This is a genomic window from Lacticaseibacillus paracasei subsp. paracasei (assembly GCF_000829035.1).
GTDB classification, from domain to species: domain Bacteria; phylum Bacillota; class Bacilli; order Lactobacillales; family Lactobacillaceae; genus Lacticaseibacillus; species Lacticaseibacillus paracasei.
The window spans coordinates 284,724-298,450 of sequence record NZ_AP012541.1; the positions used below are offsets into that span (position 1 = coordinate 284,724).

Annotated in this window: 11 protein-coding genes and 1 pseudogene; 10 read left to right on the top strand and 2 right to left on the bottom strand. The window is 46.7% G+C overall.

Features of this window, described 5'->3' with window-relative positions:
- Positions 1-141 precede the first annotated feature (141 nt).
- The 8 genes from LBPC_RS01415 (at position 142) to LBPC_RS01450 (ending at position 11,036) form a co-directional block, all read left to right on the top strand.
- Positions 142-1,431, top strand: a complete 1,290-nt coding sequence (locus tag LBPC_RS01415; protein WP_032781048.1) for an ABC transporter substrate-binding protein — start codon at positions 142-144, stop codon at positions 1,429-1,431.
- A 122-nt stretch (positions 1,432-1,553) separates the two neighbouring features.
- Positions 1,554-2,231 carry a hypothetical protein gene (locus LBPC_RS01420; protein ID WP_003661476.1) on the top strand — a complete coding sequence of 226 codons (678 nt, stop codon included), beginning with the start codon at positions 1,554-1,556 and terminating at the stop codon, positions 2,229-2,231.
- 256 nt (positions 2,232-2,487) lie between these two features.
- Positions 2,488-4,197 carry a family 20 glycosylhydrolase gene (locus tag LBPC_RS01425; RefSeq protein WP_003661478.1) on the top strand — a complete coding sequence of 570 codons (1,710 nt, stop codon included), beginning with the start codon at positions 2,488-2,490 and terminating at the stop codon, positions 4,195-4,197.
- Between the two features lie 379 nt (positions 4,198-4,576).
- On the top strand, positions 4,577-5,596 hold the full coding sequence (gene manA, locus LBPC_RS01430; protein ID WP_003592893.1) for a mannose-6-phosphate isomerase, class I: 1,020 nt from the start codon (positions 4,577-4,579) through the stop codon (positions 5,594-5,596).
- A gap of 361 nt (positions 5,597-5,957) precedes the next feature.
- Positions 5,958-6,674 carry a GntR family transcriptional regulator gene (locus LBPC_RS01435; RefSeq protein ID WP_012490884.1) on the top strand — a complete coding sequence of 239 codons (717 nt, stop codon included), beginning with the start codon at positions 5,958-5,960 and terminating at the stop codon, positions 6,672-6,674.
- Between the two features lie 68 nt (positions 6,675-6,742).
- Positions 6,743-7,924, top strand: a complete 1,182-nt coding sequence (locus tag LBPC_RS01440) for an SIS domain-containing protein (protein ID WP_003661479.1) — start codon at positions 6,743-6,745, stop codon at positions 7,922-7,924.
- Between the two features lie 58 nt (positions 7,925-7,982).
- Entirely contained in the window at positions 7,983-9,143 is a 1,161-nt protein-coding gene (gene nagA / locus LBPC_RS01445; RefSeq protein WP_003573361.1) for an N-acetylglucosamine-6-phosphate deacetylase, read from the top strand.
- Positions 9,144-9,242: 99 nt separating this feature from the next.
- Positions 9,243-11,036, top strand: coding sequence for a glycoside hydrolase family 35 protein (locus LBPC_RS01450; protein WP_041091353.1), 1,794 nt, complete (start codon positions 9,243-9,245; stop codon positions 11,034-11,036).
- A gap of 40 nt (positions 11,037-11,076) precedes the next feature.
- On the opposite strand, the gene LBPC_RS01455 is transcribed toward LBPC_RS01450, so the two are convergent.
- Both LBPC_RS01455 and LBPC_RS01460 read right to left on the bottom strand, forming a co-directional pair.
- Entirely contained in the window at positions 11,077-11,967 is an 891-nt protein-coding gene (locus tag LBPC_RS01455) for an IS3 family transposase (protein WP_338131915.1), read from the bottom strand.
- Positions 11,968-11,972: 5 nt separating this feature from the next.
- Positions 11,973-12,224 carry an IS3 family transposase gene (locus tag LBPC_RS01460; protein ID WP_041091356.1) on the bottom strand — a complete coding sequence of 84 codons (252 nt, stop codon included), beginning with the start codon at positions 12,222-12,224 and terminating at the stop codon, positions 11,973-11,975.
- A gap of 71 nt (positions 12,225-12,295) precedes the next feature.
- Here LBPC_RS01460 and LBPC_RS01465 point away from each other — a divergent pair.
- Both LBPC_RS01465 and LBPC_RS01470 read left to right on the top strand, forming a co-directional pair.
- Positions 12,296-12,898, top strand: a pseudogene (locus LBPC_RS01465) (PTS sugar transporter subunit IIC); the annotation flags it as partial.
- Complete coding sequence (locus tag LBPC_RS01470) at positions 12,885-13,706, top strand: PTS system mannose/fructose/sorbose family transporter subunit IID (RefSeq protein WP_003563140.1); 822 nt, start codon at positions 12,885-12,887, stop codon at positions 13,704-13,706. The pseudogene LBPC_RS01465 and the gene LBPC_RS01470, both read left to right, overlap by 14 nt.
- Positions 13,707-13,727: the final 21 nt, after the last annotated feature.

The following is a 13,727-nucleotide window of genomic DNA, read 5'->3' on the forward strand; positions in this document are numbered from 1 at the left end:
CTTTTGAAAACTAAAAATACCGGGTGTTTCTTTGCTTTTATAAATATAAGAGGCATAATAAGGGTGTCAAGACATGACAAATACGGCGGCTTGCAAACACTGTCGATCGGTAAGCCGCGACACTGAATGAGGGACATAGAAATGAAAAAGACTAGTTTTTGGCGGCTATTGGGCTTAATGGGTGCTGTTTTGTTGTTACTGGCAGCCTGTGGCAAGCAGGGGACGGCTACGAAATCGTCTTCAAGTGCGCCAGTGAAAATCACCTACTGGCATCGGATGACGGGGACTTATGATAAATCGTTGAACAAGCTCATCACCAAGTTCAACCAGAGTCAAAAGAAGTATAAAGTTGTCGCAACTTCGCAGGGATCATACAATGCGTTGCAACAGAAAATTATGGCAGCCGGCAAATCAAAAACGTTGCCGACCATGGCGCAGTCACCGTATACGAACATTGGCGACTACGTGAAGAACAAGTTGTTATTGCCATTTGATCCAGAAATGTTAAATGGCGCGGATAAGTTGAGCAATGCTGATTTAAAAGATATTTATCCAAGCTTTTTGTCTGCAGGTAAATATGAGGGCAAGTACTACGGATTGCCATTCTCAGTCTCGACTTCGGTGTTGTTTTATAACAAGAAGTTGATGTCCCAGTACAATATCAGCATACCGAAAACATGGGCCGATTTTGCAGCCGATCAGGAGAAACTCAAGGGAACTGATGTCAACGCGATTGAGTTAGATCAAAGTTATGATGTTGCGCTTGAGGGGATGGCATATGGTGCTGGCAGTCAACTAATTACACCGAAACTGAAGGCTAATTTGAATGCACCGAAGACATTGGCAGCTGTGAATCAAATTCTGGATCTGCGCAAGAGCGGTGCGTTGAAAACTGCTGGCGAAGATCAATACTTCAGTGTGCCATTTGCAAATGGAAAAGCGGTCTTTGGGATTGGTTCTTCGGCAACCGTGCCGGTTCTTATCCAACAGGCCCCAAAGGATCTTGACTGGGGTACTGCTGTGATTCCGACATACGAAGGTAAACGCAGCAATCCACTGAACGGAAATTACAATGTTTTGTTTAAAGGGGCTTCTAAAGCGCAACAAGCAGGCGCTTGGGCGTTCCAGAAATTCTTGCTGAAGTCTGAAAATGCATCACAGTGGGCGATGGATTCTGGCTATGTGCCGGTGACAAAAACGGCATCTAACAGCACGACATTTAAGAATTATCTACAAAAGAACGACAAGTATAAAGCCGCGGTCTCTGCAGTTTCACAGAGTTTTGCCTCAACTGTCTTTACCGGTTACACCGATTATCGTAATGATTTGATGAGCACTGTCGACAGCACGCTGACCAAGAATGTCAGCGGCGAAACAGCGTTTAACAATTTGCAAAAGCAGACTGAAACTATTTTAAAAGAAAATAAATAACTTTATTTAAAAAAGACTAGAAGGCGAGCGTTGCTTGCCTTGATGGTCTTTTTTAGTTTGCGTCTGCTTGCTGTGGTGGGCTATGATGGTCTGAGCAGTTCTAAGCTTTTAAGGAGACTGATATGGAAATCAATGTACACAAGTTTCAGGAAGCCATTTTAGATGGCAGCTTCGAGCATACCGAGAATCATCTGACCGCTGCAGCGTTCAAAAAGGACGGCATCGAGGCGGGCTTGACGAAGGTGTTTGCAGACGTCCGCAAGGCCATCGACAAGCAGCAACTGATTCAGGCCGACCTCGTCATCGATTTTCCTGAGCCGACCATCATCACAGTTGAAACTGGCATCATCAATCTGCCGTTTGCGAATGTCAATAAAGTCACGAACTTTCTTGAGGCAGACGAGATTGTGCCGGTTCGGGTCTATTTAGTGGTGGCATCACCATTTGTGAACGTGTCGGGTTTGAGAATCGATGAAATTGCAACGGCAGCGGATTATCTCACAGGCTTTGAGACGCTCAATAAGCAAATGACCGCTTCCGTTCATGAGAAACTTGACCATATTCAAGAAGAAATGGCGAAGCCCAAAGAAACCGCAAAACCGGTGCCAGCTAATAAGCAAAAAACACCAGCCAAAAAGACCACGCGCCGGACGGCAACGAAGCGAACAACGACGCGCAAAACAACCAAGAAAACAACGACAGCGGCGAAAACATCAGCGGCCAAGCCAGCGGCCAAGATAACGAAGCGGACGACCAAAAAAGCGGCGCCCAAAACCACTCGGCGAACAACTAAGAAATAAGCTGCTAGTCGCATGCTGAAAAGAGTCATTCCATTTGGGATGGCTCTTTTTACATACCAACAAGACCATCTAGACCCTTTAAAGCGAGGCGGTAACCATTTGAAAGCAAACATACAATAATATTAACGAAATATGAGAATAACGTGTGAGATATGAAAATCATTTTGAATTGAAAGCGATTCCAGCATATTCTTAACTTGTTGGTGGAATAGGCCAATCTTGTTGCAGAGACCATCCACAAAAGGAGGTTGAAGTTTTGAAGAAGCACGGGTTTCGATTTTGGTTATTGGCGATTGTTGGACTGCTGGGTATGGTGTTGAGTCTGAGTCAGCCGCCCAAGCAGGTAGCTGCTGCTGATAACACCTTGAAAAGCGTTTTTTCGATTGATGCGGGACGAAAGTATTTTTCCGCGGATCAGTTGAAAACGATCATTGATCGGGCACATACAGACGGTTACACCGATGTGCAGGTTTTATTGGGCAACGATGCATTGCGATTGCTACTTGATGACATGAGCGTGACGATCAATGGCAAAACATATGGCAGTGATGTCGTGAAACAGGCCATACAGGCTGGTAACAAAGCGTACTACGATGATCCAAACGGGAATGCGTTGACGCAAACCGACATGGATGCGGTCTTGAAATATGCAGCGGCACGGGATATCAATATCATTCCGGTTATCAATAGTCCCGGCCATATGGATGCCATTTTGACGGCGATGGCGCAACTAGGCATTAAGAATCCTGCCTTTAATGGGTCTAAACGGACTGTCGATCTTAACAATGACACTGCTATTGCCTTCACAAAAGCGCTATTGAAGAAGTATGTGATGTATTTCAAGGGTCATGCTACGACCTTCAACTTTGGCAGTGACGAGTATGCAAATGATGTCGATACTGGCGGCTGGGCCAAGTTGCAACAAAGTGGCACCTACAAAAAGTTTGTGGCATACGTCAACGACTTAGCGGCGATGGCCAAAAATGCCGGCCTGAAGCCGATGGTTTTCAATGACGGGATTTATTATGACAATAACACCAGTTTCGGGACTTTTGACAAGGATTTGATCGTCTCTTATTGGACAGCTGGCTGGGGCGGGTATGATGTCGCAAAGCCAGAATTTTTGACCGATAAGGGTTTGAAAATCATGAATACCAATGACGGTTGGTATTGGGTTTTAGGTCGCGTGGACGGCGATCTCTATAGTTACAAAACGGCGCTAGCTAGTTTAGCAAGTAAAAAATTTACTGATGTACCCGGCGCTTCGAGTGCCGTGCCGATTATTGGCAGTATGCAGGCAGTTTGGGCGGATGATCCGAGTGCACAGTTAGACATGCCGGCGCTGTTGAAGTTGATGGATCAATTTTCGACAGCCTATGCACCTTACTTAGTTCGCCCAGCCGATTACAGTAAAGTTGATGCCGCCATCGCTGCCGTGCCGCGGCAACTTAATCAGTACACCGAAGCATCAGTTGCTAAACTTGATGCAGCGTTAAATGCTGTTGTCCGCGGTAAAAAGGCAACCGATCAGGCATTGGTTGACGGCTATGCCCAGACCATTACTGTCGCCATCAAGGCACTGCAACTGCGGCCAGCCGATTACACAAAGGTTGATGCCGCCATTGCAGCTGCAAAGAAACTTGACCGGTCACACTATCAAGACCTTAGTGCCGTTGATGCGGCGCTTGCTGCTGTTAATCGTAATCTCAGCATCACCCAGCAAGCCCAAGTTGATACCATGGCTGCCAAGATTACAGCTGCCATCGCTGCGTTGGTTCTGAAGCCGGCGCCGCAACCCGATCCAAGGCAGCAGCAAGTGCCAACAAAAACGATTGTGAATCCAGACCGGTATTTACCAAAAACGGCAGAAGCTTCCGGGTGGGAATTGATGCTAGCTGGGCTTGCCACGATTTTTGGTGTCATTAGCATTGTTTTCTTTTGGCGGCAACATCGCATGGCCGTCTAATTTCTGACAATAACCGAAAATACGGCCCGCTACGCATCTTTTGCGCAACGGGCCGTTTGGTGTTGTGCGCCAACACCATTTCATAGTGTCACGCAAGGATTTGATGAAATTGTGATGTCATTGAGATGATTTTGGCTGTTTTGACAACTACCTCGCCAGCCTTCACCCGCAAAATAATCGGCTAGTAAGGTTCCGTCTTGTTATTTAGTTTAATTGAGCCGCAAGTTTACAAAATAAAGGTCAGCGGTCTAGATAGGTACTGTATAATGAACTTGAAAACGACGAAAAAGCAGCGCAAAGGCAAATTGGTTAGAAAACGGCGTATTAGCGGACATGAATGAGATGATGGGGTGTTCATCATGGGGTTCAGAGGTTTAACATGCGGATTTCTGATCTGAAGCGCTTGTTTAAAAAAGGAGTGGGCATTTTGACAGAACCATTATTTTTAAAACCATACTTCAATCCTAAGATATGGGGCGGCCGCAAACTCGAAACTGAGTACGGCTTTGACATTCCAGACGGTAAAATCGGTGAGGCTTGGATCATCTCAGGTCATCCGCATGGTCCGGCGACCATTGAAAACGGTCCATTGAAGGGTAAAACCCTTCGCGAGGCGTGGCATGAAGATCCCGCTTATTTTGGTCCACAACATAGTCAGGAGTTCCCATTGCTCGTGAAGATTCTCGATGCTGAAGCTAGTTTAAGTGTTCAGGTTCACCCTGACGATGCTTATGCTGCGGCCCACGAAGCAAAAGGCGAACTCGGTAAGACTGAATGCTGGTACATCCTGAAGGCTGATCCAGGGGCTTATTTGATCTATGGGCATCACGCCAAAACGCATGAACAGCTCAAAGAAATGATCGAAGCCGGCGATTGGGAGCACTTGTTGCGGAAATATCCAGTCAAGACTGGCGACTTTGTGTATGTTCCAAGCGGCACGATTCATGCTTTAAACAAAGGCATCGTGGCATTGGAAACCCAACAAAGTTCCGATACGACTTATCGGCTTTACGACTATGATCGGAAAGATGATCAAGGTCACAAGCGTGAGTTGCATATTAAGCAAAGCCTTGATGTGACGACCGTTCCTTTCCATGACCCGAAGCTTGATATCACCAAAGAACAAGTGACAGGCGGGCAAATCACCACGTTTGTTAAACCGCCGCTGTCACCGCATTTTGCCGTTTATCGCCTTGATGTTGATGGCACCATGACATTCACCCAACAAGCACCTTATACCAATGTAACAGTACTTGACGGTGACGGGACCTTTTCTGCAGACGGGAAGGATTACCCGATCAAAACAGGCGATAGTTTCTTGATTCCCAACCAGATCAAGACTTGGGCATTCACTGGCAAATTGGCAATCGTCACTTCTACTCCAGGGGTAGACGCATAAGGTTGCGGATCATCAGGTGCCCAACATATTCATAAAGACAAAAGTTATCCCTCGACAGGTTTTTAGACCATCGAGGGATTTTTTTGTTACTGGTGTGATTAAATGGCTGTCAAACAAAAAATTAGAACGTAATGAGAACGCTTTCTTATCGAAATAATTATTTTCCTGATTTGGTCTAATTATGGAAATGTCTGTTATCGCTTAATTCATGATTTCAATTTCTTTTTTTAACGAAAATTGGTACATGTTGTCATTTTGAGAACCTGTAAGTCGTTAAAAATAAAAATAAGTCGCATGTATTGACTTCACGAACTGGGAACGCATACACTACAAGTGGTTGGTACCACGTGGAGGTGAGATGATGGAAAAGGTTCCGTTGACGAAACAGCTGGTAGATCAGCTGGAAACATTCATTAAGGAAAAACTTCAGCCCAACGATAAGCTGCCGTCCGAGCGGGATCTCAGCGAGTTGTATCAGGTCAGTCGCAACACAGTTCGTGCTGCCTTGAACGAATTGTTCTTGCGCGGTTTCATTTATCGAAGCACTGGTAAAGGTACATTTGTTGCAGAACGATTTGATGAGCGAACCGATGTCAGTGGGTCCTACAGTTTCACTAAACAGATGTTGGCAATGAACCGTAAACCAGTGACTAGAATCCAGCGTTTAGAAAAAATTGCGGCACCCGCCAAAATTGCCAAGCGCATGCGCATCGAACCAGGCACGCCCGTTTACGTCCTTGATCGATTACGAATCGCTGACACGTTACCGATGATGATTGAGCGCAGTTACTTACCTGCTAACACTGTGCCAGGTCTTAATCAGGAAGCACTATCAAAAACGCCATTATACGATTGGCTGGAAGGTCATTATGGTATTCACATTGTTTCGGTCGATGAAGCGTTTTTTGCTGGATTAGTCACGCCGGAAGATGCTGAACAACTTCGAGTTGCACCAGCGTCAGCCTGTTTGAACATTCGGCGAACAACTTTTGCCGATACCGGCGAGATTGTTGAATACACCTTGAGTGTGGCTCGCGCGGATCAATTTGTTTATCACGTACATCACGTTAATCACTAGATAATAAAGCATAAGCCAGTCCGGCTTAGGGGCTGGCAAGCAGGTTTCCAATAGGAGGATGAAGAACATTGTTCGAAAAAACAACTGAAGAACTAACCAAGTTAGGTGCACAAATTACAACTGCTGAAATCAAACAGCAGCCAGAACTATGGCAAGAAGCATTTGATAACTATACCAACGCCAAGGAAAAGATCACGGTCTTTTTGGATCAGGTGACGGCCGCAGCTAATGGCAAAACCGTTCGCGTTATTTTCACTGGTGCCGGTAGTTCACAATATGTTGGTGACACGGTGACGCCATACCTACGCGCGCATGGTGATCGCAGCAAGTTCGAATTTGAATCAATTGGGTCAACTGATATTGTGTCTGCACCTTACGATTTTCTGGAAGCAGACACGCCGACCATTCTGGTTTCCTTTGCTCGTAGCGGCAACTCACCGGAAAGTTTGAAAACTGTTGAACTGGCTGAACAAGTTGTTCACAATCTCCATCAAATCAGCATTACCTGCGCACCGGAAGGCCAATTGGCCAAGAAGTCTGAAACGGAAGACAAGACTTTGTTGCTGTTACAGCCAGCTGGTTCAAATGATAAAGGCTTTGCCATGACAGGCAGTTTCTCTTGCATGACCTTGAGTGCCTTGCTGGTATTTGATACCGCCAGTGACACGGATAAGAGCAAGTGGGTGAAAGCCATTGCGGCAATGGGACAAGAAGTTGTGGCGCGTGAAGCGGAAGTTCAAAAAGTGCTTGACCTTGATTTTGATCGTATCGTCTATCTTGGCTCCGGCAGTCTTGGCGGCTTGACCCGCGAAACTCGCCTGAAGGTGCTTGAACTAACAGCTGGCAAGTATGCCACCATGTTTGACACTTCCATGGGCTTCCGTCATGGTCCAAAGAGTTTCCTAGATGACAAGACTTTGTTGTTCGACCTCGTTAGCAACAATGCCTACACCCGTCAATATGATATCGATGTCCTTGAGGAAGTTAAGGGTGACGGTATTGCTAAATCCGTGATGGCAGTGGGCACCAAGCAAGATCAGAACTTCTCAGGCGATGCCTTCTATTTTGAAAATGGCCTTAAAGATCTTCCAGAAGCTTATCAGGCTCTCCCAGATGTCATGTTCGCCCAGACTGTAGCATTGCTTGCTTCGATCAAAGTTGGTAACTTGCCTGACACACCATCACCAACCGGCACCGTTAACCGAGTTGTTAAAGGCGTGACCTTGCACGATTACGCTGGTAAAGAATAGAGCGTGAACTGGCACCAAGCAGCATCAACGAGCAAGTTTAGAGGAGGCAAAAGAGTTCATGAGTTACTACATTCACGCTGCAAAGTTTTTTCTCAAGAATGTGACTGAAATTGGTGGTTATCTAGAAGTCACCGATGATGGCAAGTTTGGCGAGTATCTGCCGGAAACAGCTAAGCCAGATGGCGATATTGTTGAACAATCCGGCAAATTGATTGCTCCAGGTTTAGTTGATACCCATATTCACGGGTTGTTAGGGCATGACGTAATGGACAACGATTGGGATGGCATTGAGACAATGAGCAAGAACTTGCTCAAAGCTGGTGTCACCAGTTGGCTGCCAACCACATTGACCGGTTCATTTGATCAACTCAATGAGGTTTGCAAAACGATTGCCGCACATGCTGGCGATGAAAGCGGTGCGAAGATTCAAGGCATTTATTTTGAAGGCCCATACTTTACAACCAAGCATAAAGGGGCACAGAATCCGAAGTACTTCAAAAATCCAAGTGAGCAAGAATACGATGCTTGGCAGACGTCCGCTGATGGCTTGTTGAAGAAAATTGCGATTGCCCCAGAACGTGAGGGTGCTGCTGACTTCACTCGGTATGCCACCGCAGACGGCACGGTGGTGGCTTTGGGCCATAGTGATGCCACCTTTGAGCAGGCTAAAGCTTGTATCGAAGCCGGTGCAACCGTCTTCACACACACTTTCAATGGTATGAGTCCTTTGAGCCATCGCGAACCTGGTATGGTCGGAGCAGCGATGTATCTGCAAGGGGTTGATGATGAGCTTATCTGTGATGGTCATCATGTCCGTCCTGAAGTGGCCACCACCTTGATTCGACTGAAAGGCGCTGAACATATCGCATTGATTACCGATTGCATGCGTGCGGGGATGATGCCTGATGGCGATTACGTCCTTGGCGAATTCCCAGTTTATGTCAAAGACGGGATGGCGCGGATGAAAGATGGCGACAGTCTGGCGGGTTCAGTTCTTGAATTGAAAGATGCGTTGACCAATCTCCTTGCTTGGAACGCCGCAACACCAGAAGCAATTATTCGAATGGCTTCTCAAACACCGGCTGCTTCTTGCAATATCGACGATCAATGCGGCAGTATTTTACCTGGCCGAGCCGCTGATTATCTAGTTTTGGACGCTGATCTCAAGCTCGAAGCCACCTATCTTGATGGCAAATTAGGCTATCAAGCTGAAGCATGAAAGCTTTCCTGACACAAAACCTTGTGAAATAAGGTGTCAGTGTGTGACACTTAAATATGGCAGCATAAGCTGTTATGAATGAAAGGAGGCCAGCGCTGCATGACGACCTTTTCGATCGATCATGAGTTTATGTTGGACGGTCAGCCGTTCAAGATTCTGTCTGGCGCGATTCATTACTTCCGAGTCCATCCCAGTGATTGGTATCACAGCCTTTATAACTTGAAGGCACTGGGATTTAACACGGTAGAAACCTATGTCCCTTGGAATCTGCACGAGTACAACGAAGGTGACTTTGATTTCAGCGGGATTCTCGACATTGAACGCTTTCTAAACACCGCAAAGGATCTTGGCTTATATGCCATCGTTCGACCATCCCCTTACATCTGCGCAGAATGGGAGTTCGGCGGGTTTCCAGCATGGCTGTTAACGAAAAAGATGCGCTTGCGAACCGACGATCCTGCCTATCTGCAAGCGATTGACCGTTACTACACAGCTTTAATGCCTCATCTTGTGGGTCATCAAGTCACGCATGGTGGCAATGTCATCATGATGCAAGTGGAAAATGAGTACGGTTCATATGGCGAAGACAAGGACTATCTTGCCGCCGTGGCCGAACTTATGAAAAAGCATGGCGTTGATGTCCCTCTTTTTACCTCGGATGGTCCCTGGCCAGCAACCTTGAACGCTGGCAGCATGGCCGACGCTGGTATTTTGACTACCGGCAATTTTGGCTCACGTGCCGACATGAATTTCGATCGGTTGGCGGCCTTCAATCAAGCTCATGGACATGATTGGCCGTTGATGTGTATGGAATTCTGGGACGGCTGGTTCAACCGCTGGGGCGAACCGATCATTCGCCGCGACCCAGAAGAAACTGCCGAGGACTTGCGAGCGGTGATCCAACGCGGCAGTGTCAATCTCTACATGTTCCACGGGGGAACTAATTTTGGCTTTATGAACGGTACCTCAGCTCGCAAAGATCATGATCTGCCGCAAGTGACTTCCTACGATTACGATGCACCATTGAATGAGCAAGGCAATCCAACGCCAAAGTACTTTGCCATTCAGAAAATGATCCACGAAGTCTTGCCATCGCAGCCCCAGACAGCACCGCTGGTCAAGCCAGCGATGAGGCAAGCGGACAATCCGTTGACGGCGAAAGTGTCATTATTCTCAGTACTTGATCAGCTAGCTCAGCCAGTAGCCGCACCTTATCCGCAGACACAGGAGTTTCTTGGCCAATACACCGGTTATACGTTGTATCGGACAAACCCGCTGATCAGTGGTACCGACAAAGGCACGCCGGCTAAGTTGCGCGTGATTGATGCCCGTGATCGGGTTCAAGCCTTCTTTGATGGCAAGTCGCTAGCAACACAGTATCAAGAGGCCATCGGCGATGACATCCTGCTCCCAGAAGTTGAAGGCCGCCATCAACTAGATCTGTTGGTCGAAAACATGAGCCGCGTCAACTATGGCTCAAAAATCGAAGCGATTACCCAGTTTAAGGGGATTCGCACCGGTGTCATGGTAGACCTCCATTTCATTAAGGACTACCTGCAATACCCACTTGACTTGAACAAGGCGCCGCAACTTGATTTCACCGGCGATTGGCAAGCAGGGACACCCGCTTTTTATCAATATGGGTTTGATGTGGTGAAACCACAAGATACGTATCTTGATTGTCGTGGATTTGGTAAAGGAGTGATGCTGGTCAATGGTGTTAACATCGGCAGATTCTGGGAGAAGGGGCCAACTTTGTCACTATATGTGCCAGCCGGGTTGCTTCACACCGGGCACAATGAGGTCATTGTTGGATTGAAGTCAATATTTGAGACAGATTTTAAGAGACATTCAGGACCGCGTTTACCTTCCACAGCTCAAATAAATCATTAATCGCGATTAATAACTTATTTGAACCCTGGAAAGCATTAAATCAGGCGGCCATTTGGCTCGTAAGTGTTGCAATTTCAACTTGTAAGGGGGTCTGGTAGCCCAGTGAACTATGAATTCTCTTCCTATTGTAGAAAGCATGCACATATTCAAAAAGGACGGCAGCGGCAGTTTCATAATCTTCAAAGACCGGCACTGGATAAACACATTCCTTTTTGAGGGAAGCGTGAAAGGATTCCATTGGCGCATTATCATACGGACAACCCTTACGGCTGTATGAGTGGCGGATATGTAGTTCAGTTAAACGTTGATTGTAATTATCGCTGGTATACTGTGATCCTAAATCCGTATGGATAATCAGGTCCCCAGTAATGGTTCGATTTTTAACCGCGCTTTCAAGGGTCTTTAAGACTAAATCAGTATCCATCTTTTTTGAGAACGAATAGCCGATAATCCGTCGTGAGTGCAGGTCCATGATGGTTGATAAGTAACACCAGCCATTACGCTTCGTTTGAATATAGGTCATATCAGCGGTCCATTTTTGATTTAAACCAGTGGTCGAGAAATCCTGCTTAAGCAAGTTGGGACGCTGTTCAACCTTGGTTTTGGAAGCCGAAGCCGCTTTCCACTTATTGACGGTAACGGAGTGGATATCCAGTTCCTTCATGAGCCGGGAAATCCGTCGTGGACTGCACCGAAGCTGCAGTGGTTGAAGTTCCAGATTCAATTCATGGTGGATCTTCATAACACCGTATCGCTGCTTAAATTCCGCAAAGATCCGCAGAATCCGTTGTTTCAAGTCCGCATCTTCGGCCCGGCGTTTTGAAGGTTTGGGGGATCGATAACGATAATACTGAGCTCTGGAAACACCGAGGATTCGGCACATCTTGGTTACCTGGTGGTGATGGCTTTCTTGGTGAATGTAATCAAAGATATTGGTTACTTCTGCGCAAGGAAGCCCAGGGCTTTTTTTAGGATTTCGTTCTCCTCAGACAGCGAAGCCAGTCGCTTTTCCATCGCTTTGATTTCGTCTGGCGATTTACCGGATTGAGTTTTGGCCTGGCCCTGGATCCACATATGAACTGTTGAATAGCCAATGCCATATTCTCTGGCCAGTTGAGCAGCTGATTCGCCTTGCTTATATAGGTTGATAATGTTTTGTTTGAATTCTTTGTCGTAACGAGTTGGCATGTAAAAATTCCTTCCTTTTGAGAGACGATTTATTCATTATACCCTCTCTTAAAAGTTGTCTCAGGAATCAGCTTACATCCACTGATATTCTTGCTCGATTCTCGAACACTTTCTTTGCTCATCGGATTGACAAGATGGTTGATCAAAATAACTACAAAGGTATCGAACGTTACTTTCTCGCTGGCGCGCTTCCGTGGGCGCTGTCACGGATGATTCCAGTTGGCTTGGCTTTGGCATTTGGCGGCGGCTTCGTTACCGACCTTGCCCATGTTTTGAATACCAGCTGGAAATGGTTAGGCGATGGCTTGGCAACAGCTGGTGCCGTCTTGCCTGCTGTTGGGTTTGCCATTCTGTTGCATTACCTGCCACTTAAGAAACACTTCCCATACCTCATTATGGGCTTTGTTTTCACCGTGCTGTTCACGACACTGTTTGGCAGCGTTCAGACCTTGGGTACCGCAGTTGCTGGGGTAGCTAAAGGGTTCACTGCTTCCTTCAACGGTTTGTCCATGCTTGCTATGGCATTGATTGCGTTTGCCTTTGCTGCGATCAGCTATCAACAAACAACAAAGCTGCACGATATCGCAGTTGGCAATGGTAATACAGATGCAGCATCAGGCACAGCCGCAAACAAGACTAATGAACAGGGGGAAATCACCGATGATGAACTCTAATAAACCTACGTACAAATTGACCGATAAAGATTTCCGGCAGATTAACCGGCGCAGCCTGTTCGGCTTCCAGTTGGGTTGGAACTACGAACGGATGCAAGGTTCGGGTTATCTTTACACCATTTTGCCGCAATTGCGCAAAATCTACGGTGATGGCACACCAGAGCTCAAGAAAGTCATGAAAACCCACACCCAGTTCTTCAACACGTCAAACTTCTTCAATACCATCATCACTGGGATTGATTTGGCGGTCGAAGAAAAAGAAGGGATTGCTGGCGAAGAAACTGTTGCCGGGATTAAAACCGGTTTGATGGGGTCCTTCGCTGCTATCGGTGATTCAATCTTTGCTGCCTTGATTCCAGCTATTTTCGGGGCGATTGCTGCACAAATGGCAACGCAAGGCAACCCAGTTGGGGTCTTCATCTGGATCGCTGCTCAAATTGCCGTCATGGTATTTCGTTGGAAGCAATTGCGAATTGCTTATAACGAAGGGGTTTCGTTGGTCACAACAATGGCGCATCGATTGGCTGCTTTGACTGACGCTGCTACCTTGATGGGTGTCTTCATGGTTGGTGCCTTGGTCGCAACCATGATCAATGTTAAGATTGGTTTTGCGCCGAAGATCGGCAGTGTACCATTGGATTTCCAGAAATACTTTGACTTGATCATTCCAAAACTGCTTCCAGCCTTGATTGTTGGCGCGGTTTACTGGTTGCTTGGTCGTAAGCATATGACCTCAACCCGGGCGATTTTCATCGTATTGATCGTTTCGGTGCTGCTGTCGGCACTCGGTGTCATTGCTAAGGGTTAATTTGGTATCAGAAACGTTTTA

What these genes read in the sequence shown, in the direction of transcription:
- manA (WP_003592893.1), top strand. Translation starts at nt 4,577, where the DNA reads ATGCGGATTTCTGATCTGAAGCGCTTGTTTAAAAAAGGAGTGGGCATT.
- LBPC_RS01450 (WP_041091353.1), top strand. Translation starts at nt 9,243, where the DNA reads ATGACGACCTTTTCGATCGATCATGAGTTTATGTTGGACGGTCAGCCG.
- LBPC_RS01415 (WP_032781048.1), top strand. Translation starts at nt 142, where the DNA reads ATGAAAAAGACTAGTTTTTGGCGGCTATTGGGCTTAATGGGTGCTGTT.
- LBPC_RS01435 (WP_012490884.1), top strand. Translation starts at nt 5,958, where the DNA reads ATGGAAAAGGTTCCGTTGACGAAACAGCTGGTAGATCAGCTGGAAACA.
- LBPC_RS01470 (WP_003563140.1), top strand. Translation starts at nt 12,885, where the DNA reads ATGATGAACTCTAATAAACCTACGTACAAATTGACCGATAAAGATTTC.
- LBPC_RS01460 (WP_041091356.1), bottom strand. Translation starts at nt 12,224, where the DNA reads ATGCCAACTCGTTACGACAAAGAATTCAAACAAAACATTATCAACCTA.
- LBPC_RS01420 (WP_003661476.1), top strand. Translation starts at nt 1,554, where the DNA reads ATGGAAATCAATGTACACAAGTTTCAGGAAGCCATTTTAGATGGCAGC.
- nagA (WP_003573361.1), top strand. Translation starts at nt 7,983, where the DNA reads ATGAGTTACTACATTCACGCTGCAAAGTTTTTTCTCAAGAATGTGACT.